Origin of the sequence: Streptomyces flavusporus, assembly GCF_046267975.1 — a bacterium.
Classification (GTDB): domain Bacteria; phylum Actinomycetota; class Actinomycetes; order Streptomycetales; family Streptomycetaceae; genus Streptomyces; species Streptomyces flavusporus.
The window spans coordinates 9,938,160-9,960,782 of record NZ_CP176503.1 but is presented as its reverse complement, the minus strand read 5'-3'; the positions used below and the strand labels follow the sequence as shown (position 1 = coordinate 9,960,782).

General features: G+C 67.7%; 16 protein-coding genes and 9 pseudogenes. 10 read left to right on the top strand and 15 right to left on the bottom strand.

The genetic code is table 11. From position 1 onward, the window contains the following. Nucleotides 1-6: 6 nt before the first annotated feature. A pseudogene (locus ACKTSN_RS47195) lies at nt 7-459 on the top strand (IS701 family transposase); the annotation flags it as partial. 78 nt (nt 460-537) lie between these two features. Here ACKTSN_RS47195 and ACKTSN_RS47190 read toward each other — a convergent pair. Further along, nucleotides 538-1,137 (bottom strand): annotated as a pseudogene (locus tag ACKTSN_RS47190) (IS3 family transposase); the annotation flags it as partial. Between the two features lie 92 nt (nt 1,138-1,229). Continuing rightward, on the bottom strand, nt 1,230-1,562 hold the full coding sequence (locus tag ACKTSN_RS47185; RefSeq protein WP_409474659.1) for a transposase: 333 nt from the start codon (nt 1,560-1,562) through the stop codon (nt 1,230-1,232). Nucleotides 1,563-1,614: 52 nt separating this feature from the next. Between ACKTSN_RS47185 and ACKTSN_RS47180 the strand changes: the two are divergent. Both ACKTSN_RS47180 and ACKTSN_RS47175 read left to right on the top strand, forming a co-directional pair. Beyond that, nucleotides 1,615-1,851, top strand: a pseudogene (locus ACKTSN_RS47180) (IS200/IS605 family accessory protein TnpB-related protein); the annotation flags it as partial. A 216-nt stretch (nt 1,852-2,067) separates the two neighbouring features. Then, nucleotides 2,068-2,916 (top strand): IS5 family transposase, encoded by an 849-nt coding sequence (locus ACKTSN_RS47175; RefSeq protein WP_409467250.1) that lies wholly within the window; start codon nt 2,068-2,070, stop codon nt 2,914-2,916. Here ACKTSN_RS47175 and ACKTSN_RS47170 read toward each other — a convergent pair. Next, nucleotides 2,864-3,409 (bottom strand): hypothetical protein, encoded by a 546-nt coding sequence (locus tag ACKTSN_RS47170; RefSeq protein ID WP_409467249.1) that lies wholly within the window; start codon nt 3,407-3,409, stop codon nt 2,864-2,866. The two genes, ACKTSN_RS47175 and ACKTSN_RS47170, sit on opposite strands and share 53 nt — an antisense overlap. A 97-nt stretch (nt 3,410-3,506) precedes the next feature. On the opposite strand from ACKTSN_RS47170, the pseudogene ACKTSN_RS47165 reads away from it, so the two are divergent. The 4 genes and pseudogenes from ACKTSN_RS47165 to ACKTSN_RS47150 all read left to right on the top strand — a co-directional run. Next, nucleotides 3,507-4,188 (top strand): annotated as a pseudogene (locus ACKTSN_RS47165) (IS200/IS605 family accessory protein TnpB-related protein); the annotation flags it as partial. Nucleotides 4,189-4,243: 55 nt separating this feature from the next. Further along, the gene (locus ACKTSN_RS47160) at nt 4,244-4,561 is read left to right on the top strand and encodes a transposase (RefSeq protein ID WP_409474658.1); all 318 of its coding nucleotides are present in this window, start codon (nt 4,244-4,246) and stop codon (nt 4,559-4,561) included. After that, nucleotides 4,558-5,301, top strand: a complete 744-nt coding sequence (locus ACKTSN_RS47155; RefSeq protein ID WP_409474657.1) for an IS3 family transposase — start codon at nt 4,558-4,560, stop codon at nt 5,299-5,301. The genes ACKTSN_RS47160 and ACKTSN_RS47155 overlap by 4 nt, the downstream gene beginning before the upstream one ends. Nucleotides 5,302-5,927: 626 nt before the next feature. Beyond that, nucleotides 5,928-7,004 (top strand): M12 family metallopeptidase, encoded by a 1,077-nt coding sequence (locus ACKTSN_RS47150; RefSeq protein WP_409474656.1) that lies wholly within the window; start codon nt 5,928-5,930, stop codon nt 7,002-7,004. 147 nt (nt 7,005-7,151) lie between these two features. On the opposite strand, the pseudogene ACKTSN_RS47145 reads toward ACKTSN_RS47150, so the two are convergent. Together ACKTSN_RS47145 and ACKTSN_RS47140 are read right to left on the bottom strand one after the other, a co-directional pair. After that, nucleotides 7,152-8,311: pseudogene (locus ACKTSN_RS47145) on the bottom strand (IS30 family transposase). Nucleotides 8,312-8,363: 52 nt separating this feature from the next. Further along, a pseudogene (locus ACKTSN_RS47140) lies at nt 8,364-8,909 on the bottom strand (transposase); the annotation flags it as partial. A gap of 47 nt (nt 8,910-8,956) precedes the next feature. Between ACKTSN_RS47140 and ACKTSN_RS47135 the strand changes: the two are divergent. Continuing rightward, nucleotides 8,957-9,103, top strand: a pseudogene (locus ACKTSN_RS47135) (ATP-binding protein); the annotation flags it as partial. A 345-nt stretch (nt 9,104-9,448) separates the two neighbouring features. Beyond that, nucleotides 9,449-10,270, top strand: coding sequence for an IS5 family transposase (locus tag ACKTSN_RS47130; RefSeq protein ID WP_409467177.1), 822 nt, complete (start codon nt 9,449-9,451; stop codon nt 10,268-10,270). On the opposite strand, the gene ACKTSN_RS47125 is transcribed toward ACKTSN_RS47130, so the two are convergent. The 8 genes from ACKTSN_RS47125 to ACKTSN_RS47085 all read right to left on the bottom strand — a co-directional run bounded on the left by ACKTSN_RS47125 (nt 10,197) and on the right by ACKTSN_RS47085 (nt 19,714). After that, nucleotides 10,197-10,754 carry a hypothetical protein gene (locus ACKTSN_RS47125; RefSeq protein WP_409467176.1) on the bottom strand — a complete coding sequence of 186 codons (558 nt, stop codon included), beginning with the start codon at nt 10,752-10,754 and terminating at the stop codon, nt 10,197-10,199. The genes ACKTSN_RS47130 and ACKTSN_RS47125 overlap by 74 nt on opposite strands. Before the next feature lie 91 nt (nt 10,755-10,845). Next, entirely contained in the window at nt 10,846-11,556 is a 711-nt protein-coding gene (locus tag ACKTSN_RS47120; protein ID WP_409474654.1) for a group II intron reverse transcriptase/maturase, read from the bottom strand. A gap of 116 nt (nt 11,557-11,672) precedes the next feature. Beyond that, nucleotides 11,673-13,037, bottom strand: a complete 1,365-nt coding sequence (gene ltrA / locus ACKTSN_RS47115; protein ID WP_409474653.1) for a group II intron reverse transcriptase/maturase — start codon at nt 13,035-13,037, stop codon at nt 11,673-11,675. A 486-nt stretch (nt 13,038-13,523) separates the two neighbouring features. Further along, complete coding sequence (locus tag ACKTSN_RS47110; protein WP_409474652.1) at nt 13,524-14,417, bottom strand: reverse transcriptase domain-containing protein; 894 nt, start codon at nt 14,415-14,417, stop codon at nt 13,524-13,526. Between the two features lie 576 nt (nt 14,418-14,993). Then, nucleotides 14,994-15,848: an IS21-like element helper ATPase IstB gene (gene istB, locus ACKTSN_RS47105; protein ID WP_409474651.1), complete on the bottom strand. Its 855-nt coding sequence runs from the start codon at nt 15,846-15,848 to the stop codon at nt 14,994-14,996. Continuing rightward, a complete protein-coding gene (gene istA / locus ACKTSN_RS47100) occupies nt 15,848-17,119 on the bottom strand; it encodes an IS21 family transposase (protein WP_409474650.1) in 1,272 nt (423 codons plus the stop codon). The genes istB and istA overlap by 1 nt, the downstream gene beginning before the upstream one ends. A gap of 533 nt (nt 17,120-17,652) precedes the next feature. Beyond that, nucleotides 17,653-18,129 carry a DUF4265 domain-containing protein gene (locus ACKTSN_RS47090; protein ID WP_409474649.1) on the bottom strand — a complete coding sequence of 159 codons (477 nt, stop codon included), beginning with the start codon at nt 18,127-18,129 and terminating at the stop codon, nt 17,653-17,655. A gap of 346 nt (nt 18,130-18,475) precedes the next feature. Further along, on the bottom strand, nt 18,476-19,714 hold the full coding sequence (locus tag ACKTSN_RS47085) for an IS701 family transposase (RefSeq protein WP_409475037.1): 1,239 nt from the start codon (nt 19,712-19,714) through the stop codon (nt 18,476-18,478). A gap of 328 nt (nt 19,715-20,042) precedes the next feature. Here ACKTSN_RS47085 and ACKTSN_RS47080 point away from each other — a divergent pair. Further along, nucleotides 20,043-21,258 (top strand): annotated as a pseudogene (locus tag ACKTSN_RS47080) (IS701 family transposase). A 196-nt stretch (nt 21,259-21,454) separates the two neighbouring features. On the opposite strand, the gene ACKTSN_RS47075 reads toward ACKTSN_RS47080, so the two are convergent. Both ACKTSN_RS47075 and ACKTSN_RS47070 read right to left on the bottom strand, forming a co-directional pair. Beyond that, complete coding sequence (locus ACKTSN_RS47075; protein WP_409474648.1) at nt 21,455-22,009, bottom strand: transposase; 555 nt, start codon at nt 22,007-22,009, stop codon at nt 21,455-21,457. Nucleotides 22,010-22,155: 146 nt separating this feature from the next. Then, nucleotides 22,156-22,347: pseudogene (locus ACKTSN_RS47070) on the bottom strand (transposase); the annotation flags it as partial. Between the last annotated feature and the right edge of the window lie 276 nt (nt 22,348-22,623).

Here is a 22,623-nt window from a genome sequence, read left to right as displayed (position 1 = left end):
GAGGGCTTGTGGAGAGCCGGATGCCTGGAGATCGGGCACGTCCGGTTCGGGAGGCGGGCCGGGGAAACCCACCGACGGCAACGTCGGCAGGGCGCCCCGGCCCGACCTCACACGATCGCGGAGTGGGTCGGCCAGGCCGGCCCGTATGGCATGCAGCATCTGCTGTCCCGGGCGGTCTGGGATGCCGATGCCGTCCGCGACGACGTGCGCGAATACGTCGTCGAGCACCTCCACGACGATGCCGCGGTGCTGGTCGTCGACGAGACCGGCGACGTGAAGAAGGGCACCCACACGGTCGGGGTCCAGCGCCAGTACACCGGAACGGCCGGGCGGATCGAGAACTCCCAGGTCGCGGTCTACCTCGTCTACGCAGGCGAGCGGGGACATGCGGCGGTGGACCGGGAGCTGTACATCCCGCGCTCCTGGACGTGCGACCCGGACCGCTGCCAGGCAGCAGGGCTCGGCGAGGACACCGTCTTCACGGTGTACGTACTCGACTCTGAGGACGCTGTTGAACGCCTCGCTCACGGCGTTGTCGAAGCACGATCCGACTCTGCCCATGGACTGGACCATGCCGAGCTTTCGGCGGGCCCGCCTGAACCGCCGCGAGCAGTACTCGCTGCCCCTGTCCGTGTACATGATCACGTCGCGCACGTCGCCGCCGCGGGTGGCCACGGCCGTGTTCAGGGACGCGACGACCAGGTCGGCGTCGTGCCGCTCGGCCATCGCACAGCCGAGCAGGCGGCGGGAGAACAGGTCGATGACCGTCGCCAAGTACAGCTTGCCCTCGCCGGGTTCGATCTCGGTGAGATCGCCCGCCCAGACGAGATCGGGCTCCTCGGCGGTGAAGTCCCGGCGCACGAAGTCCGGGGCGGCCGGCCGCTTGCCCGGCCTCGTCAGCGACCGGCGGCGGCGCACCTTCCGTCCGGCCAGCCCGAGTTCGGCCATGACCTTCGCGACCGTGTTCACCGATACTCGCCAGCCTCTGCGCGCCAGCTCGATGAACACCTTCGGCGAGCCGTAGGTGCCGCCCGAGCCGTGGAAGATCTCCTCGATCTCCTCGGCCGGCTGCTGTCGGCGCGCCTCACGCGCTGTCGGCGGACGATCCCGCCACTTGTAGAACCACGACTCGGACACCCCCAGCGCCCGGCAGGCGGTGCGGTACGGAATCTTCTGCTCGGCCGTGCAGCTGCTGATCACCCCGACCGCGACGGCCGGGTCCGCCTCAGCTACTTCACCCACAAGGCCACGAATCGCTTGCACACATCACGCTCCCTCTCCAGCTCGCGGATGCGCTTGTCCTTCTCCCTGGCCTCGGTCCGCAGCCGCTCCAGCTCGGCGCGCTCCCTCTCCCGCACACGACCGCCGGGCGACGGCTCGGCCACCGGCCGGTCCGACGAGGGCGACCCGGTGCGCCGCGCCCGCGACACCCAGCTGTGCAACGTCCCCGGGTGGATGCCCAGGTCCTCAGCCACCTCCGGAATCGGCTTCCCGGTCTCCGTCACGATCCGTACCGCTCCCTCGCGGAACTCAGTGTCGTAGATGCGCTTCCTGGATGCCATGACCCCAACTATCCCTCCGGTCACGGTCTCCACAGTAGGAGGGGAACCTCCGATCGCGCAGATCGAGGCCCGGCTGGCCCGCCCGCTGGGCGCCAAGGCCAGCAAGCGCGAGGGACTGCCGAAAGGCTATGCCTCGCGGCGCGAGTGGCATGCCAAGTCCCGGCGCCTCCACGGCCTCAAGGACCGGCTGGCGCGGGTGGAAGCGGACTGGAACGCGGGCCGGGTGCGCGTGGTGCGCGGCGGCAGACGTCTCGCCCACACCCGCCATCGCCTGGACGACGCCGGTCTGAGAAGCCGTATCTCAACCGATCATGGAACGTGCGGGTCGAACAGGTTTCCCGCCGGGGTGATCTTCCCGTTGTACGCGCATGAAGACAGGGCCTCTCGGTAGCTCGGGGATGCGAATCTAACCGAGCAATGCCGGGAGGCCCTGGTGTCGTTGTTGTACGCGTCCGAGCCCGTCCAGTTCAACTCGGCTGCACCATCGTGTGATTGCCTCGCGCACGTGTACGGCAACGCGGCCGATCATCCCGATCGGGTGCGCCGGTATCCGTCGGACATGACGGACGCGGAGTGGGCGGAGGTCCGGCCTTTGCTGCCGGTGCCGGCCTGGCTGCAGGGCAGAGGCGGGCAGCCCGAGGGCTATTGCCACCGCCAGATGCTGGACGCGATCCGCTATTTGGTCGCGGGCGGGATCTCGTGGCGGGCGATGCCCGCGGACTTCCCCGCATGGGGCCGGGTTTACGCCTTCTTCCGCCGCTGGCGCGAGCACGGGCTGATCGCCGAGTTCCATGACCGGCTGCGTGGGACGGTCCGTGAGCGCGAGGGCCGTGAGGCCGAGCCCACGGCGGGGATCATCGACGCGCAGTCGGTGCGGGCCGCCGCGACGGTGCCGGCCTCCTCACGCGGCTACGACGGCGGGAAGAAGGTGCCCGGGCGAAAGCGGCACATCGTGACCGACTGCCTCGGCCTGCTCCTGGTCGTCGCGGTCACCGCCGCGAACATCGGCGACCGGGACGCCGCGGCGGGCCTGCTGCAGCGGCTGCGCCGTCTGCACCGCGACATCACCCTCGTCTGGGCCGACGGCGGCTACACCGGCGGCCTCGTTGGCTGGTGCCGGGACAAACTCGCCCTGACCTTGGAGATCGTCAAGCGCACCGACGACATGACAGGGTTCGTGGTGCTCCCCAGACGCTGGGTGGCAGAGCGCACGTTCGCGTGGTTGATGAACTCCCGCCGTCTGGCCCGTGATTACGAGACTCTGCCCGCTTCCAGCGAGGCGATGATCCGGTGGTCGATGGTTACGCGGATGGGCCGGCGTCTGGCACGTCCACGGGCCGCCGGCCGGCGCTGAACATCCCCGACGTCTCCTGCAGGAGCCACCCCCGCTCTGCCAAGCGCCTGGCCTTCGAGCGCACCCCCTCGACCTTCGCCGGCGTCGTCCCCAGGCCCAGCCCCACCGCGATCTCCTTGGCCTTCGCCGGCCCCCTGCCCGCTGACCGCCGCTCCTCCAGCACGCCCAGAATCCGCTGGTAGTCCGGTGCCAGCACCGACACCGTCAGCCCGTCCCGCCAGGGCGGCACCGTCGAGCCCGGCACCGGCACCGGTGAGCACGCCGTTTCCTGCTCCGCCTCGGTCACGGCAGTCGCCTCGGCCGCGGACGCGGCCAGGGCCTCGACCAACTCCTCCCGCGCGATCACTCGCCGGTCCAGCTCGATCTCCGCGGCCTCCAACACCTCAGCCAACCGCGCGGCTTCCTCCCGCAGACCCTCCACCCGCACGCGGGCAGCCGCCTCCCGCTCCTCCAGCATTCCCAGCACCGACGCCACCGCGCACCCCTCGGTCATGAAGCGGACACAAGACGCCGCATGCCTCCCTCACCCCGAGCGAAACCATGCCTGACCAGCAGAAATCAAGGGATCGCGTTCGGTTGAGATACGGCTTCTGACTGAACAGGCGTGGCGGTCGCGGTGGGAGGCGGCCCGGATGTTCCTGGCTGCCGACGGGGAGTCCGGCAAACGGTTCGGCAACGAGACCATCCGGATCACCGACACCGGACAGATCTCCCTCAAGCTCCCAGCTGCGCTGGCCCACTTGGTCAACGCGGCTCACGGCCGGTACCTGCTGGAAGCGACCGTGGCCTTCAAGCATCGTGGCGAGGAGTGGCGAGACCGGATCGCGGCCAACCGGACGGTGGCCTACCGCATCCACCACGACGCGCTGCGGGGCCGCTGGTACGTGACCGCCAGCTGGCAGCGCGCCGCCGTCCCCGTCCTGCCGCTTGCATCGGCCCTCGCCCGGGGCACGGTCGGGGTCGACATGAACGACGACCACCTGGCGGCCTGGCGCCTCGATCAGCACGGCAACCCGGTGGGAGAGCCGCAGCGCTTCTTCTACGACCTGTCGGGCAATGCCGCGCACCGGGACGCGCAGATCCGGCACGCCCTGACCCGCCTGCTGCACTACACGCGCCGCTGCGGCGCTGCCGCGATCGCCGTGGAAGACCTCGACTTCGCCACCGACAAGGGCCGGGAGAAGCACGGCCGGAACAAGCGGTTCCGCCGGTTGATCTCCCGCTTCCCGACCGCGAAACTCAAGGCCCGGCTGGTGTCCATGGCCGCCGAGCTGGGCTTGATCCGCTTTGGCGGACATCCGAGATCAGGGGTTGAGTCCCCGGAAGGATGTCCACCATGGAGAGCATGGGGAAGAAGAAGCCGCGTCCTCGCCGCTCGTTCACGCCGGAGTTCAAGGCCGAGATCGTTGAGCTGTGCCGACGTGGGGACCGCTCGGTCGGCCAGGTCGCCAAGGACTTCGATCTGACCGAGACCGCGGTGCGCGACTGGGTCAAGCAGGCCGAGGTCGATGCCGGCGAGCGCGACGGCCTGACCAGCAGCGAACGCGAGGAACTGGCCCCATTGCGGCAGGAGAACCGCCGCCTGCGGGAGGACGTGGAGATCCTCAAGCGGGCCACGGCTTTCTTCGCGAAGGAGACCCGGTGACGGTGCATCCGTTCATCGAGGCGGAGAAGCAGGCGGGCCACAGCGTCAAACGCGCATGTGAGCTGCTGAAGGTCTCCCGTGCCGCCTTCTATGCCCGCCGCACCGGCGCCCCCGGCCCCCGGGCCGTGCGCGATGCGGAGCTGACCGAGCAGATCACCGCCGTCCACGAGCAGTCCCGCGGCACCTGCGGCGCCCCGCGCATCCACGCCGTCCTCGAGCGGGAAGGCACGGCCTGCGGCCGCAGACGCATCGCCCGCCTGATGCGGGCCGCCGGGCTCGCCGGCCGGCACCGCAGACGACGACACCGCACCACCATCCCCGACCCGCACGCCGCCGCCCGCCCCGACCTGGTCCTGCGCGACTTCCGGCCCGATCCCACCGCGACCGACGCCCGCTGGTGCGGCGACATCACCTACCTCCCCGCCGAGGAGGGCTGGCTCTACCTGGCCACCGTCATCGACATCGCCACCCGCCGGGTGGCCGGCTGGGCCACCGCCGACCATCTGCGCACCGAACTGGTCACCGACGCGCCGCGGTCCGCCTGCCGCCAGCGCCGCCCCGCAGGTTCGGTGATCTTCCATTCCGACCGTGGCTGCCAGGGGCGGTTCACATGCTCGAAGCAACACTTCCGAGCGCCTGACGAGCGGGTCCCCGGCGTCCTGCTGATTGACGCCAAGTGGCCACGACGTCGGCCGGACAGCCGTGCCCCGATTTTCCCGCCCTCGGGACGACGCCGATAGGCATCCGGCTTGCTGATTGGGATGTCCGAGTAGCGGGGACGGCAGCGTTCCGCTCCTCACGTCGGCCACGGTCACGAGAAGGCCGGGACCAGGCCGAGGCGGTACAGACCAAGAAGGCCTCGTGGACCTGGTCCACGTGTGACCAATGCGGGGTTGCGTGCCGAGCTCCCCGTCGGCGTTCACCCCTGATGCCAGACGACCCAAATGCTCGTATTGTGGCTAATGTGGCCATAAAGGGCTTTCGATACCAGTTGATTCCGTTGGGGTGCCACTCATGCGAATTCCCCGCTGCAACACCCGTCGGGACGCATGGTCGCAGTCCCGTTCGGCAGCACAAGGCCTGACCGCGGGAGGCGCAGGCGCCGAGCCGGGGCGCCAACCGTCATCGTCAGACGCGGTCGCTCCTGTGGTCAGGGCATGACATGTGGTCCAGCTCCGCCCGTGGATTGCGGTGTTGGCGATCGATCGGAAGGTCCAGGGAAAAGACACGTCGGATCTGAGCCCGCACCGCCAGCATGACCTGCGCCAGCAGCGTGCCCCACACGGCTTCGAGACCGGGACGTCAGCACACCCGAGCGAGCTGACGACGACGCGCCCCCACCTGACGCCCACAGAAGGGAACAGTCATGGCAGTCACCCACAACGAGGCACCCCCGAGCGAGGTAGAGGAAGCAGCCCCCTTCTACTGCGCACAACCCCCGGTAACCGAACCAGTTCTGCGCCCGGGGCTCAGTCCCGCCCGGCTCAGTGCCATACTCCTGAGCCGGACCAAGTGGGTGAACGGCACGGTACTGCGCTACTGCTTCCTCAACGAGGCCGACGGCGCCTCTGCCGAGCAGCTCGACGAGGTCCGCCAGGCTTTCCAGGACTGGAAGGACATCGGCATCGGGCTGGAGTTCCGCGAGGTGGACCAGCCCTCGGAATCCGAAATCCGCATCGGCTTCCGTCAGGGCGACGGCTCCTGGTCCTATGTGGGCCGGGATGCGCTGGGCATCAGCACGCGCGAGCGCACGATGAACTTCGGCTGGGACCTGACCAGCCCGCACGGCAAGGCCACCGCCAGACACGAGATCGGGCATGCGCTCGGCTTCGCCCACGAACACCAGAACCCGTTCGCAGGTATCGAGTGGGACGAGGAGAAGGTCTACGCCACACTCGCCAGCCCTCCGAACAACTGGCCACGGGAACAGACCTTCCACAACATCCTGCGCAAGCTCTCCACCAGCGAGGTCGAAGGATCCGACTGGGACCCGGAGTCCATCATGGAGTACCCCTTCCCCCCTGGCCTGATCCTCCGACCGGAGAAGTACCACCGGGACGGCATACCGGATCCCGTCGCCATCTCGAAGCGGGACAAGAAATACGTCAAACGCTGGTATCCGCGCCTGGATGACAAGCCGACCGAAATCCACCCGTTCCAGTCGGTCGAGCTGACCCTCGCCGCCGGTGAACAGGCGGACTTCGCCATCGTCCCGGCAGAAACGCGGATGTACGAGATCGGCACGCTCGGGGACAGCGACGTCGTCATGGTGCTGTTCGAGGAGGTCGACGGCGAACTGCGCTACTTCACCGCCGAGGACGACAGCGGCGCGGACAGCAACGCCCGCCTGAAGGTCAGGCTCTTCGAAGGACGTCGCTATGTGCTCCGCACCCGGCTCTACTCGGCCTGGGGCCCCGGGAAGGCCGCGCTCATGCTCTGGTGACCACCGGCGCTCGGCCTTCTCACCGGGCGTGGCCCGGCCGTCCGCAGGGGGCCACGCCGGTTCCTGTGCGGTGTCTCGCGCGATCGCAGTGACGAGTGTGCTGCCGTTCAACCCGGCATTTGGGCGGTTTCCAGCAGTGGTTGCGAATCACCTGGTCAATGGGCCTGTCAGGGATTCTCGCATGGCCTCGGCGGGGGTCTTGTCTCCGAGCACGATGCGGGGTCGACGGTTGAACTGCCGGGCGATCTCACGGAGGTCCCGGGCGGTGTGTCCGGACAGGTCGGTGCCCTTGGGGAAGTACTGCCGCAGCAGGCCGTTCGTGTTCTCGTTCGTGCCGCGCTGCCAGGGCGAGTGCGGGTCGCAGAAGTAGATCCGAAAGCCCGTCAGCGCCTCGATCTCCTCGTGCAGCGTCAGCTCGCGCCCCTGGTCCCAGGTGAGCGTCTTCCTGAGCTGGGGCGGGATGTGGGCGGTCTGCGTGATCAGCGCGTTGCGGACCTGCGGGGCCTTCCAGCCGTGCGGCAGGTGGATCAGGTGGACGTAGCGGGTGGTGCGCTCGACCAGGGTGCCGATCGCCGAGTTCTGTCCGCGGCCGATGACGAGGTCGCCCTCCCAATGCCCGGGAGTTTTACGGTCGTTGACCTCCCGAGGGCGCTGATGGATCAGCGTCATGTTCTTGATCTTGTTCAGGGTGGGGACGCCTCGGCGCTGCTTCCTGCGACGGGTGCGGCCGGTGCGGAGCTTGGCTTCGCGGCGGCCGAGGAGGCCGGCGAACAGGGCCCGGTAGATGGTCTCCGGGCAGGCCCGCATCGCCGCGTCGTTCGTGTACACGCGGGCCAGGTAGCGCGCGATCTGCTGCGGTGACCACTTCTCGGTGAGCTTCTCGCGTACCAGCGTCCGCAGCGGCTCGCTGCCGCGGATCTTCTCCTCCTTCGGGCGGTGGCGCCGCAGCAGGGCCTGGTTGTGCGCCCACCACGGGTGGTAGCTGCCGTCCGGCTTGGCGTTGCGCTTGATCTCCCGGTAGACGGTCTGAAAGCTCTTGCCGATGGCTGCGGCGATCTCCTTGACGGTCTGCTTGGCGTGCAGGCCGTCGGCGATGGCGATGCGGTCGTTCTGGGTGAGGAAGCGCGGCGATACCGGCCGGGGTCGGGGACGATCATGCTTCCAGCTTCGATGAACCAGTTCGAACCACAGCTGGCGGATACCCCAACCACTCGGGCGGCAGCCGCACCCTTGTAGCCCTCCCGCAGCAGCTCGAAGTACCGCTTCTTCACCGCGGTCGGCATCTTGTTGGGGGCGTACTCCGGCATCCGAACGCTCTCCTTCCGAGGCGTTCGCAACCACCGATAGAACTCAAGCCGGGTCCAGGGGCCGGTTCTGCCACTCGGACATCCCGTCCATGACCTTGTCGGTGATGGTCGAGATGGTCTGCCTGGACACGCTCGCGCCACAGACCTCGGCCAGGTGGGCGGAGATGTCTCCGTGCGTCAGACCCCGCGCGGACAGCGACAGGACCATTTCGTCGACGCCGGTCAGCCGGCGCCGGCGCTTCTTGACGATCTGCGGCTCGAAGCTGCCGTCCCGGTCCCGCGGCACCGTGATCTCGACGGGACCGACGTCGGTCAGCACGGTCTTGGAGCGGACACCGTTGCGGGAGTTCCCGCTGCCAGCGCCGGCCGGGTCAGGCTTCTCGTAGCCGAGGTGGTCGGTGATCTCGCCTTCCAGAGCCGACTCCAGCACGCGTTTGGTCAACTGCTGAAGCAGTCCGCCCTCGCCGGTCAACTGCGGTCCGCTCGCGCGGGCCCGGTCGACCAACTGCCCGATCAACTGGTCGTCCAGTAGATCCGCCGACAGCTCGACCGGCCGGACCTCTTCAACCGCCTCGACAGAGGCAGTCACGTCGCTCATCAGGTGCTCTTCCTTGATCAGGAGTTACACCGAAGACCGCAGACCCCCGCTACGGCCGCGTCGACCTTCTCTGCATCGACGAACTCGGCTACATGGAACTGGACCGGCGGGGCGCTGAACTGCTGTTCCAGGTGCTGACCGAACGCGAGGAGAAGAACAGCGTCGCCATCGCCTCCAACGAGTCCTTCAGCGGTGAAGTAGGCCGCCGACGAGGTTCCCCTGGCTGGGGTCCTTTTCCGACGGCCCCTTCCCGAACGGTACGGGCGCCTTTCAGAAGCCGTATCTCTATCGATCGTGAGGGCGGTTCTGATCGAACACGGTGCTTGGTCGGGTGATCTCGGCCGGGTGGATGCATGAGTACAGGGCCCCTTGGTAGCTCGGGTTTGCGACCACTCGAGTGCCAGGAGGCCCTGTTGTTCCAGTCTTGCGTGACGGTCCCCGTCTCGTCCAACTCCCGGGCTTCGGCGTGTGATTGTCTCGCGCACAGGTTCGGAAACGCGGCCGACCGCCCGGAGAGGGTGCCGGTGTATCCGTCGGACATGACGGACGCGGAGTGGGCAGTGGTGCGGGACGCGATGCCGGTGCCGGCCTGGCTGGAGGGCCGCGGCGGGCAGCCGGAGGGCTACTGCCACCGCGTGATGCTGGATGCGATCCGGTACGTCACCGACAACGGCATCAAGTGGCGCTCTATGCCAGCCGACTTCCCTGCCTGGGACCGGGTGTATGCCTTCTTCCGCAGGTGGCGGGAGCACGGCCTGGTCAAGGAGTTCCACGACCGGCTGCGCGGCCGGGCCCGCGAGGCCGAGGGCCGCGAGGCGGAGCCGACCGCGGCGGTCATCGACTCGCAGTCGGTCAAGGGCGCCGCTTCGGTGCCCGCCGCCACGCGCGGCTATGACGGCGGCAAGAAGGTCAACGGAAGGCGCCGGCACGTCATCACGGACTGCCTGGGCCTGCTGCTGATGGTGCTGGTGTGTGCCGCCGACGTCACCGACCGTCAGGCCGCCCGCGTCATGCTGCCCCGCCTGCGGGCACGGTTCCACAAGATCACGCTGGTGTGGGCCGACGGCGGCTACACCGGCCACCTGGTCGCCTGGGCGAAGGAGAAACTCCAGCTCACGCTGCAGATCGTCAAACGCAGCGATGACATGAAGGGGTTCGTGGTACTCCCGAGACGCTGGGTAGTAGAACGCACGCTGGGGTGGCTGATGCGCTCGCGCCGCCTGGTGCGGGACTTCGAGACACTGCCCGCCAGCAGCGAGGCGTTCATCTACTTCTCGCAGGCCATGCTCATGAGCCGGCGCCTCGCCCGCCCGGCTTCCCGGCGGCGGCCCGAACAGTCGCGGTGGGCCGCCGCGGCGTGAACCGTCCGGACGGCGACACGGCCAGCCAGCCCCGCTCGGCCAGGCGCCTCGCCTTGGACCGCACCCCCTCGATCTTCGCCGGCACCAACTCCAGCTCCAGCCCGGACGCGATCTCCTTCGCCGACACCCCCTCACCGCCTTCCGGACCGGACTCCACCAGCTCCACGATCCGCCGGTAATCCGGCGCGAGCGCCTCCACCGTCATCCCGTCCGCGAAGTGCGACACGATCGACCCCGCGACCGGGACCCTCACCACTTTGGCCACCGGCACCGGCTCCGGCGCCTCCTCCACGGCCGCATCCACCGCATCACCGGGGGCGGCCAGGGCCTCGGCCAGCTCCACACGAGCGATCGCCCGACGTTCCAACACCGCCTCGGCCACGGCGAGTTCAGACAGGATCCGGTCCGCCTCCGCCTGAAGCTCCTCCACCCGCACCCGGGCAGCGGCCTCCCGCTCCTCCAGCAAACCCATCACCGACGCCACCGGCCACCTCCGCATCGTCGAGGACGAACTGATCGCCCGAACGCTCCCACAACGACGCCGGAACCATGCCGGAGCAGCGGAAACTCAGTGATCACATCCGGTAAGACAACGGCTTCTTACGGATGTGGTGGACTTGCATACCATTCCGCGACCCGCAGATCTCGCATTGCCCCGCCAAGAGCCGGTGGATCAGCTCGTTGCTGCCGGTGTATCTCGTTGACGGTTTTCTGTCGACCAGGTCAGCAAAGCGTTGCCGTTTCAGCGGAATTCCGCCGAAGCGAGCGACCAGTGGTTTCCTTCCGTCACTGCGCCTGACTATGACTTGCATGCACGTCCGTGGTCCGTCGGGCGTTTGGACGGTCGCCCTGTGTCGGCGAGCCATCCTGGAGACGGTGGACTGATGCTTCCTGGCCAAAGTCTTGAGCATGGACGATTCCATGACCCAGTGCAGCAGGCCCAGACGTCCCACGTCTTGGGCCAGAAGGTAGTACTGGACGAGTCCCCGGTACTCCGCTTGGTACTTCGCCACGATCGAGAAATCCTGATCGTGAATCAGTGCCCCGCGGAACGCCGGTTTCCCGCGCTTCATATACAACGCGCACCGTTTCCGGATCACATCCCGTGGCACGTACAGGCCGATGCAGCCATTGACCGCTCGACGCCCGCGAGTGATCTTCGTGTCGGCAAGCTGGGTTCGCAGCTCGTAGCCGAGGAAGCGCGCCGCCTGGCTGGCGGCGTGCGTGATCAGGGTTTTGGATTCGGAGAGTTCCAGCTTGAGTTCGTCATGCAGGAACTCCTTCATCCGTTCCTTGATCTCCAGGGATTCCCGCTTTGGCCCAGCGAAACCGAGCAGCCGGTGAGTCGGCGGCGGGAATCTCACCCGCCGCCGCTCGCAGAACCGTGCGGGAACCTCTCGGCTCACACGGCTCCCATCGCCCAGCCGTCAGGCTTGAGGCCGAACCGCCAGTGGGCGAAGAGGTTCGGGTAGCGGCGGGCGGTGCCCGCCAACAGCTCCCGCGCCTTCTTCTCCCGGCGGTGGAGTCGTTTGTACTTCCGGCAAGCCCAGCGCACCAGATACTCGTTGAGGCGCCGGAGAAGGGGATACAACATGGACTTGTAGAAGCGCCCGTAATAGTTGATCCAACCCTGCACGACGCTGTTGAACATCCGCGCAAGGTCCGTGAGGGACTTGTCACTGCGGCAGGCGATGCGCCAGGACCTGATCTCCTTACCCATCGCCTTGATCGCCGCCTTGCTGACCGCGGGCAGGAAGTTCAAGAAGTGCTTCCCGTACCGGTTCTTGGCCAGCCTCGGTCGGAACGTGTACCCGAGGAATGTGAACGACGTGTGCTCGTACGAGCCGCGCCGATCAGCGTCCTTGCAGTACACCACGCGCGTCTTGTCCGGATGGAGTTCCAGACCGACCTGCGCCAACCTCGCAGCAAGCGCATCCCGCACGCGGCGGGCCTGACGCTCACTGCGGCAGTGAATCACCGCATCATCGCAGTACCGCTCGAACGTGACCTGCGGGAACTCTCGCACCAGCCACATGTCGAACGCGTAGTGCAGATACAGATTCGCCAATACGGGCGAAATCGCTGATCCTTGGGGAGTTCCGCGATCCCGCTGTTGCACCGTCCCGTCTCCCTTTGCCAGCGGCGCAACCAGCCACCGCTTGACGTAGAGCAGGACCCACTTCCCGTCTTCATCGATATGCCGCTCGACGGCCTTGAGTATCAGCTCATGGTCCACGCTGTCGAAGAACGCCCGGATGTCGAGGTCGACGACCCAGTCGTTTCTCCAGCAGCGCCGCCGGCACTGCTCCACCGCGTCCAGCGCAGATCGCCGGGGCCGGTAGCCGTAGGAGTCTGGGTGGCACACACGCTCCACCCGTCTCTCCAGGTACATCGCGGCCACCGTCTGAGCGATCCGGTCGGACACAGACGGCACCCCAAGAACTCGGACACCTTTTCCGCCCGCCTTGGGAATCTCGACGGCCTTCACCGCCGGAGGGAAGTACGAGCCGGACGACATGCGGTTCCACAGCTTGTACAGATTCCCTTTCAGGTTCTGCTCGAACTGCTCGATCGTCACGCCGTCCGCCCCGGGTGCTCCTTGATTGGCTTTGACCCTCAGATACGCCTCCCACACCATCGACTTGGGAATGCAAAACGACTTGGACTCGGCCTGCGGCCTCGATCCGTTCATCTGGCTCCTCCCGGAGAATCCCGGTTGACCACCAAACAAGATCAGGACAACCCGCCCCCTTCGCTCCACCCCCATTACAGGAGCTTCATCACTACTACGAGGCGGTCCGTCCCCCTGCCACGCATCGGTACTCAGCCCCTTGCAGTTTCAGCTGCTTGGAGTTCTCCCTTTACACCAACCCGCCCTCAACATGGACCGGTTGGCGGCATCGTGGCGAGGGGTTCCCACGTTCCGCACTGGTGCCTGTCGCCGAGCTCGCGCCACCTTCATGCCGGGCCGCCGCCTGACCAGGAATACAGGAACCCGTCAGACTCATCCCGGGGCAACAACTGGACCCCGGTTTCGGCAACCACTCATACGCTTACGACACTTCAGCAGTGGTTCACTCGCGTTCGCCTTCTCGGCACGTACCTGACGCATCTCGTGCGCCTTTTCCGCAGTGCTCATCACCCCGGCTCATTCACCGGAGCAACCTGCGGTGGTTTGAGACCTCCCCCTGCGTGGGCGATCCCGGAGGGCCTGCCTCCATCACCAGTGCAGCACCACGTCAAGGGCTTCCGTCTACATCGGAACCTCCTGTTGTGTTCGTGGCGCACAGTCGTCCGCATACCGGATGAGCCGGTAGTTGGGCAGATTCTGCCGACGTCGCCGGGCCCGCTGGCCCTGTGTGGAGTTCGGCCCGCCCGGACCTGCCGCGATGAACTCATCGAGGACGGACAGGGCGATGTTGGCCAGCAGCGGCGAGAGAATCCCACCCTGCGGAGTGCCGGTGTCGGTGTCCTTGGACTGGCCGCCCTCACTCAGGATGCCCGCCTTCAAGAACGCCTTCACCAGGTCAAGAACGCGTCGGTCCCCGACTCGGCGGCGCACCCGGCCCATCAGAGCCGTATGGTCGATCGAGTCGAAACACGCCTCGATATCCCCCTCCACCATCCACTCGTAGGAGCTCTTGGCGAAGTGGTGTGCCTCGGCGAGCGCGTCATGAGCCCGGCGTTTGGGGCGGAACCCGTAGGAAAACGGGAGGAAATCCGCCTCAAAGACCGGCTCCAGCACCAGCTTCAGGGACGCCTGGACCACCCGGTCCCGCACGGTGGGGATCCCCAGCCGACGGCGCTTGGCCGTCCCCGGCTTGGGGATCATCCGTTCCCGCACGGGAAGCGGGCGGAAACTACGGTCCTTCAAGTCGGACCGCACCTCGTTGAGGAAGACCTCAACCCCTTGCCCGTCCTCTACGGAGCGAGCGGTCTGCCCGTCCACTCCGGCCGAGCGGGCGCCCTTGTTCCTTCGCACCCGAGCCCACGCGACCAGCAAGAACGCAGGATCGGCGACGAGATTGAACAGGTCATCAAACCGGCGATCACGATCGTCGGTCGCCCAACAGTGCAGCTTGGTCTGCATCTCCAGTACCCGGCGCTCGGCCTTGAGCAGCGCGAACTCCAGCGCGCCGGTATTCACCAACAGCCTCCCGGCATTGCAGCATCCTCCCTGCAGACTTGCTGGCCCCCTTCGCCATGCACGGAGCTTTCCTCCGCTCGGACTACTACGGGGCCTCCGCCCCACCTGCGGACCTCAGCCGGCAACGGGCCTGCCCTCGATCTCCGGACCGGATGCCCGGAAAGCCGGGGGCGACCGCAGGCGGTTCCCACGTTCACCATGTGCCGATCGGCCAGGTCGGCGTCCCGCTACTGCCCCGGCAGCATCACCACGCCTACGCCGCAGACCTTCAGCGTGGCCTCCCCACCGGCAGTTGGAGACCGGCTTCGGAGTTGACCACCCCTGTTGAAGCGAGTGGCCACGCACTGCACCCCGGGCCCATATCCGCCAGATTTGAGCCCGGTGCAAGACTTACGGAGCTTTACACGGATTCCTCTTCGTACGCCTTCTGGCCTTGCTTGCCGAACCCGACGCGTCTGGCAGTACCGCGTCGTCCCGGCGTTGTCAGGGCTGCTTCCCGTCTGTCGGCGGCGGCTGAACTCTGACCCACTTTGGCCGGTTGAAATCTGACCCTTTGGGCCTTCTGTTCTGGGTTGTTCAGTCGTTGTCGTTGGTGGCAGGGACGCGACCGAGTTCGCGTCCTTTCATGCGGTAGGAGTCGCCCTTGAGGGAGTGGACCTCGGCGTGGTGGACGCGCCGGTCGATCATCGCGGCGGCCACCGTCTCGTCGCCGAAGACCTCTCCCCAGCGTCCGAAGGGCTTGTTGCTGGTCACGATCACCGAGGCCCGTTCGTATCTGTTCGAGACCAGCTGGAAGAACAGGTTCGCGGCCTCGGCCTCGAAGGGGATGTAGCCCACCTCGTCGATCACGATCAGCGGATAGCGTCCGAGCTTGGTGAGCTCGCCCTGGAGCCGGCCGGTGTGGTGGGCGGCGGCCAGGCGGTCGACCCACTCGGCGGCGGTGGCGAACGCCACGCGGTGTCCGGCCTGGCAGGCCCGGATCGCCAGCCCGATGGCCAGGTGGGTCTTGCCGGTGCCCGGCGGGCCCAGAAAGACCACGTTCTCCCGGCCGGCGATGAAGTCCAGTGTGCCCAGATGCGCGAGCTGCTGTCGCGTCAGACCGCGCAGATGGGTGACGTCGAGTTCCTCGATCGTCTTGATCGCGGGGAACTTCGCGGCCCGCACCCTGGCCTCGCCGCCGTGGGACTCGCGGGCGGCGACCTCCCGCTGGAGGCAGGCGACGAGGTATTCGGTGTGGGTCCAGGACTCGGTGCGGGCCCGCTCGGCGAGTCGTTCGGCGGCGTCCAGCAGGGCCGGGGCCTTCATCGCCCGCGACAGAAACGCCAGGTCGGCGGCGGTCTGCGTGCTGGTCCGGCGCGATGCGGAGCCGGGCGGAGCGTCCCTGCTGGCCTCCGGCCCGGCGGCGTTGAGGGCGGCGGTGCGGACGGCCATCAGCCTTCCACCTCCCCACTGTCCCCGCCGTCGATGACGGTGAACAGCCGGTCATAGGAGCCCAGCTCGCGTTGCTCGACCTCGACCAGCGAGGGCGGCCCAGCGAGGTCGGTGCCGGTCGCCGCCAGCGTCCGCTCTCCCCGCCGGCGAAGGACCTCACCGCGCAGGACGGCCGCCGCGGCGGCGTGATCCGGGTCGGTCAGGGTCTGGTGCCGGGCCCAGCAGCGGGCATGCCGGGCGACCTGGTCGCCGCCGGTCGTGGTCACGGTGATCTCCTCGGTGTCGGCGCGGACGGTGACCGTCCTTCCGATCGCCCTGGGATGCACGGAGTAGTCGCAGGTGTCGACGCGGACGTAGTGGTCGCGGCCGATCCGGGCGGAAAACCGCCACCAGGCCGGCGGATCGACCGGCGGCAGCGCGAGCATCCCGGCCTTGTCGGCCTCCCACCGGTCGGCGGGCCTGGCCTGCAGCACGCGGTGGACACGCCGGTTCGCGACGGCCAGCCAGGCCGCGAGCTGGGTGTTGAAGTCGCCGGGGCCGGTGAAGTGCCGTCCCGGCAGGAAGCTGGTGGACAGGTAGCCGTTGGCCCGCTCCACCAGCCCCTTCGTCTCCGGATCCCGGGGACGACACAGATGGATCTTCGTGGCCAGCAGCCCGGCGAAGGCGGCGAACTCGGAGGTCAGCTTGCCCCGGCCGACGCCGGCCTCGTTGTCCCACACCAGCATCCTGGGCACCGCACCCCAGGCGGACAGCAGCCGCCAGTGCCCGTCGATCAGATCGCCGGTGCTCTTCGACGGCAGCATCCTGGCCGTGATCACGCGGGAGTAACCGGACACGAGCACCAGCACCGGCGGCCGCCCGGCCTGCCCATAGCCCAGCGGAACATCCGCATCCGGGAACCACAGGTCGCACTGGGCCAGCTCACCGGGCTGATAGACCGTCCGCGAGACCGGATCGGCCGGCAGGTACGCGGGCCGCAGCTCACGCACCCGCTCCTTCAGGATGGTCATCCCGCGTTCCCAGCCGATCCGCTCCGCGATCACCGTCGCCGGCATCGTCGGCGTCTCCCGAAGAAGCTCACGGATCTGCACCTCGACCGCGTCCACCACCGAGCCCTTCGCAGGACGCTCGTACTTCGGCGGCCGGTCGGTGGCCAGCGCCCGTTTCACCGTGTTCTTCGAGATCCCCAAGTGCCTCGCGATCGCCCGGATCGGCATCTGCTCGGCCCGGTGCAGCCTACGGATCTCCGCCCAGTCCTCCACACAGATCACCTCTTCCCTCCTGACCTTGATCACCAAGGCCAGAATCAGACGAAGATCACCAAGTGGGTCAGTTTTGATCCGCCGTCAGAGGGTCACGGTTCGGCCGTCGTCGAGACCGTCCTCACCGGCGTCCCCCGGCTCGGACTGCCCTCAGCTTCTACCCGGCCGCTGCGACGGCCCGGCGGTAGAGGTCTCACACCTCCACTCGGTCACATGGCGCCTCGTGGCGCACCCAGCCGTTCTTGCGCGGCAGGTCCGACAGTAGGCCCAGCACCAACCGGCTGGCTCGCAGGCGGGGTTCGTACCGGGCGAACCGGCTCGCGACCCGGCCCATGGCCGCCTCGAATGCCTCCCGCCATCGGGCGGGATCTATGCTGTGACCTGCGGCCACCGTCTCATCGTTAGTCCACACAACTCATGATGATCAACGGTGGCCGCACCCGTCTCCGTACCGGCCCACTGTCCTGCGTCAGCCAACCTTAAGCGCGCGCCCACCGAAGGTTGGCTGCCCCGAAGGACGGCCTTCTCGGAGCGCGCGAAGATCAGGCGTTCCACCACTCATCGGTGGCACAGCCGACTTCGTAGTGCCACCACCCATCCTCTTGTCCTTGGGTCAGGAGCGCCTTGATCCCGTGAAAGTCGCCACCGGCCGGTGCGTTGAAGGCCACCATCGGGAAGTCTTCACTGAAGACTTCGCCACCGAGCCCGAACCTCGAAAGATGCTGATGAACTGCCTGGGGGCTGCGTCCCAGCGGGCCGGAAGGAACAGGCACAACGCGAATCGTGCAGTTGCCGGAGGCGCTGACCCGCCCTACGGCCCAGTGAAGCCCTTCCGAGTCGGTCTGGAACCGCACAACGTCACCCTCAGCCACCCCATCCTGAAGAAAGGGGACGTTCTGCACGCGAGCCGTGTCAGCGCTGAGCCTCGTAGCCCATAGACCCTCGGTGTCCTGCGGGAACCACCCCTCGCGAGGAACGAACCGGAACCAGACCTTGATCTTCTCGACCGTGCTCTCCATGCCGGGCATCATGCGCCACCCGCCAAAGGCACGTCGCATCGGGCCTGAGCTGGGCGATCAATCTTCGCTGCCACGAGAGGGCCAGTAGACGAGCCTTCGATGGCACGTGCTCAAGGTTCGCTGTCTCCGAACGCCCATCGGCAAGATCACGATCTACAGCTGGAGTACTAGTACTCCAGCAGTACTTCGCGTCTTGACCTGCGCGGTTGTCGAGCGGTGGGAGTGTAGCGGGCACCGCCCGGTCAGGGGCGGCTTCTGACCGGGCGCCCCTCGAAGGAGTGTCCCCGACGGCGGTAGTGGCAGTGGCGGGCCACGGCTTGGCGTCGTCGACGCCAGTGCGACCAGTTCAGCGCGTGGGTGTGGGCATGGGAGCGTCGGGGAGCGTGAGCTGCCAGGAGTCGCCGCACTTCCGCCACAGTGAGCTCGATGACCTCGGCTTCCTCACCGATGCAGCCCCCTTTTCGCGGGCCTGCGCCGTCATGGCTGCGAGGAAGGCGTGGGCGAGCATCGCGAGGGTGATGTGCCGGTACCAGCCGACGTAGCGGCGGACCTCGTACTGGTCCAGGCCGCACTCGTTCTTCGCCGCCTGGAAGCACTCCTCGATCGCCCACCTGGTGCCGGCGACCCGCACCAGGTCGTCCACACCCGCGTCCAGAGGTGCGTAGGCGAGGTAGTAGGCGATCTCGTCCGACTTGCTCACGCTGCGCCGTGCCAGCGCCCACCGCCGACGTATTAACTCCTGTCCCTGGTAGTCGAATTCAGCGACTGCGGGCAGCTGTATCGCGGCCCAGTCGTACATCCGCAGGCCCTTGGCTCCCTGTCCGCACGAGCGGCGCTCCCAGGCGTCTGGCGGAGCCTGGGCGAAGAGGTGGTCGATGCGCGGGCATCCCACGGTGAACTGGGACTTCGGCACGGCCACGACGTAGCCGACACCGGCGTTCTCCAGCGTGCGGCGGAAGCGGCATTCCTGGCCGTAGGCGGAGTCCGCGGTGACCCAGGCGATGGGCAACGGTGAGGCCAGTGCGCGCAGCACGATCGCCTTGGCGAGGGCGCCCTTGGTCGCGAACTCGCGCTCGTCGGGGATCTTCGCGGCGCGGCAGCGGTCACGATCGCCTGTCCAGGACTTGGGCAGGTACAGCTCCCGGTCCACCAACGCGCGGCCGGCGGAGCTGGCATAGGCGGCGAAGACGCCTATCTGGCAGTTCTCGGTGCGGCCGGCGGTGCCGGAGTACTGGCGCTGGACACCGGCCGAGGTGGTGCCCTTCTTGATGAACCCGGTGTCGTCCACGATCAGTACCCCGTCGGGGTGGCCGATGCTCTTGGCGACGAAAGCCTGCAGGTCGTCGCGGATGTCGTCGGGGTTCCAGCGGGCGCGGGAGAGCAGGTGCTGCATGCCGTCCGGTGTGGCGTGGCCTGCGTGCTCGGCCAGTTGCCAGCTGTTTTTTCGAGCTACCGGGGCCAGCAGTCCGCGGACGTAGGCTCGCATGCGGCGGCGGGGTTCGACTCGGCCGAAGCGGTGTCCGATGTCGGTGAAGAGGTCGTCCAGGTCGTGGTCCCAGGTCTCGGCTGCCTGTTCGGTTGCGATCACGACGGGAGGCTTCCCGGCCCCGGGACACCGCTTGCCGTCGGGGACACTCCTTCGAGGGGTGCCCGGTCAGAAGCCGCCCCTGACCGGGCGGTGCCCGCTACACTCCCACCGCTCGACAACCGCGCAGGTCAAGACGCGAAGTACTGCTGGAGTACTAGTACTCCAGCCGGACTTCTAGATTTTCCCTGGTCAACGGCCTGGCAGCGGGGAGTGTAGCGGGTGTGTGGCGGTCGTGGGACGGTCTTGCCGGGGCCGTCCCGCGAACGTGTGCCCGCGCCGCATGTAATGACAGCGCCCCGAGCAGTCCATAGTGGTGATCAACGACATGCCGACGAGCGCGTGGGAGCAAGAACTCGAAGAACTCTTCCTACGGACCGGGGGCCGCTTCGCCCGGGTGGAAGCACGGCGCCGGATGCGGGACTACGTACGCGGGCTGCTCGGCCCCGTAGGCCGCAAAAACGGCTGGCAGCTCGCTGAGTACGCCGGCCACGCCACCCCCGACGGCCTGCAACACCTGCTGTCCCGCAGCCGCTGGGACGCCGACAATCTCCGCGACGACCTGCAGGCGTATGCCGCCGAACAACTCGGCGAGGAAAACGGGGTGTTGATCGTGGACGACACCGGCTTCGTGAAGAAGGGCACCACCTCCGCAGGGGTGCAGCGCCAGTACTCCGGCACCGCCGGACGGACCGAGAACTGCCAGATCGGCGTCTTCGCCGCCTACGCCACCACCCGGGGCCATGCCCTGGTCGACCGCGAGCTCTACCTGCCCCAGTCCTGGACATCCGACCGGCAGCGCTGCCAAGCCGCCCGGGTCCCCGACGAGCGCAGTTTCGCCACCAAGGGCCAGCTGGCCCGCGACATGATCGAGCGCGCCCTGGCCTCCCCACTCCCCATCTACTGGGTCACCGCCGATTCCCTACGGCCAGGACTCCCACTTCCGCCGCTTCCTGGAAGACCGCGGCCTCTTCTACGTCGTCGCCGTGCCCAAGTCCCAGCCAGTGCACGGCCCGCGCATCGACTTCCTCATCGACCAGGCCCCGCGCGAGGCATGGCAGCGGCTGTCCGCGGGGCAGGGCGCGAAGGGCGAGCGCTACTACGACTGGGCCGCTGCCCGCCTGCCCGCCGTGGCCGAGTTCGACGGCGACGAGCCCACCCGGCAGCGGTGGATGCTCGCCCGCCGCAGCATCACCAAGCCCGACGAGATCGCCTACTACCTCGCCTGCGCCCCGCTGGATGCCACCGTCGCCGACTTGGTCCGCGTCGCGGGCTGCCGCTGGAAGATCGAGGAGTGCTTCCAGAGCGCGAAGAACGAGTGCGGCCTGGACCAGTACGAGGTCCGCCGCTACGTGGGCTGGTACCGGCACATCACGCTCGCCATGCTCGCCCACGCCTTCCTCGCAGCGGTGGCCGCCCAGGAACGCGAAAAAGGGGTGACGCGGTGGACACGCCCGACCTCGTGGACCTCACACCCGCTGAAATCCGTCGTCTGCTGGCAGTTGAGCCCCGCCGCCGTCCTGCATCCGGTGACCACGCAGTGAGCTGGTCCCGATGGAGGCGCCGCCACCAAGCACGAGCCCGGCGCTGTCATTACATGCGGCGCGGGCACACGTTCGCGGGACGGCCCCGGCAAGACCGTCCCACGACCGCCACACACCCGCTACACTCCCCGCTGCCAGGCCGTTGACCAGGGAAAATCTAGAAGTCCGGCTGGAGTACTAGTTAGTGCTGAGTTCCTCAAAGGGTGTACACATATCGGCGCCGTAGTAGGCGGGTTGGCGGTGCGGGCCTGCCCCAGACCCAGGGGTTGGCACGGGAGTTGAGCTGGTTGGTCGCCAGGGTGGTGGCCTGGTCGATGTCGTCGCGGCTGGCGAATGACCGGCCGGCGAGGGCTGTTTTGCGGAAGATGCGCCACCATCCTTCCTGCAGGTTGAGCCGGCACGCGCCGACGGGGATGAAGGCGTGGTGGATGCGGGGATGGTCCTCGAGCCAGGTCCGGGTGGACAGGCTGTTGTGGGAGGACAGGTTGTCGGTGACGATCCAGATGTCCCCGGTGGGGTTGGCGTCCTCGACCTGTTGCAGGAACTGCTGGTAGAAGACGCTGTTGCGGGAGGACGCGGTCATCGTGATCTGCCGGCCGTCCCGGACACGCAAGGCTACGTAGACCCAGGTCTTCTCCGGTCCGCAGCTGTAGTCGAGTTCCGCTTTGATCCGGTGCCCGTCCGGTGACCAGGCAGGTGCGGGCGGGAAAGTCCGCGGGATCACCGGCCCCAGCTCGTCGGCGCAGATCACCGTCGCGCCGTCGGGCGGGCGGGTGTAGAGGCCGATGATCCGTGTCCTTTTGGGACGAAGTCCGGGTCCTTCGACCGCGTCCAGGACCGGGTGCGGCGCCAGCGCACGCCCTCGGCGAGCAGGATGCGCCTCACCGCCGCCCAGCGGGCCACCCGCCGCCGCACCTCGACGTAGTCCCAGGTGGAGGAGGAGATGAACTGCTGCAGCTACTGGTGGTGGTCCACGCCCAGGCGCTCAGCCATCGGCTGCATCGACTTGCGTTTGCCATCCAGCATCAGGCCGCGCACATACAGCTCGCCCTTGGCTCGCTGGTCCCGCCGCGCGAGCGAGCCGAGCATCTCTGCCGCAGAACGCTTCCAAGCGAGGACGGACCTCGCACATCTCCTCAGGTGTCACACCTGATGCAAGATCACACGCCACACGATAGGCGGCAGTTGGGGTACCTAACGAAGCCCTACTCATAATTTAGTAATTATTATTGACGCGCGCCGGTAACCGCTGCAAGATCCCGGAAACAAACCGCAGGCGCGCGGGCATTGACTGGTCCGAAGACCGACCGCCACACCCTCCACGAGGGAGCGGTACCTCGGACTCACGACCAGGACGGGTCGGCA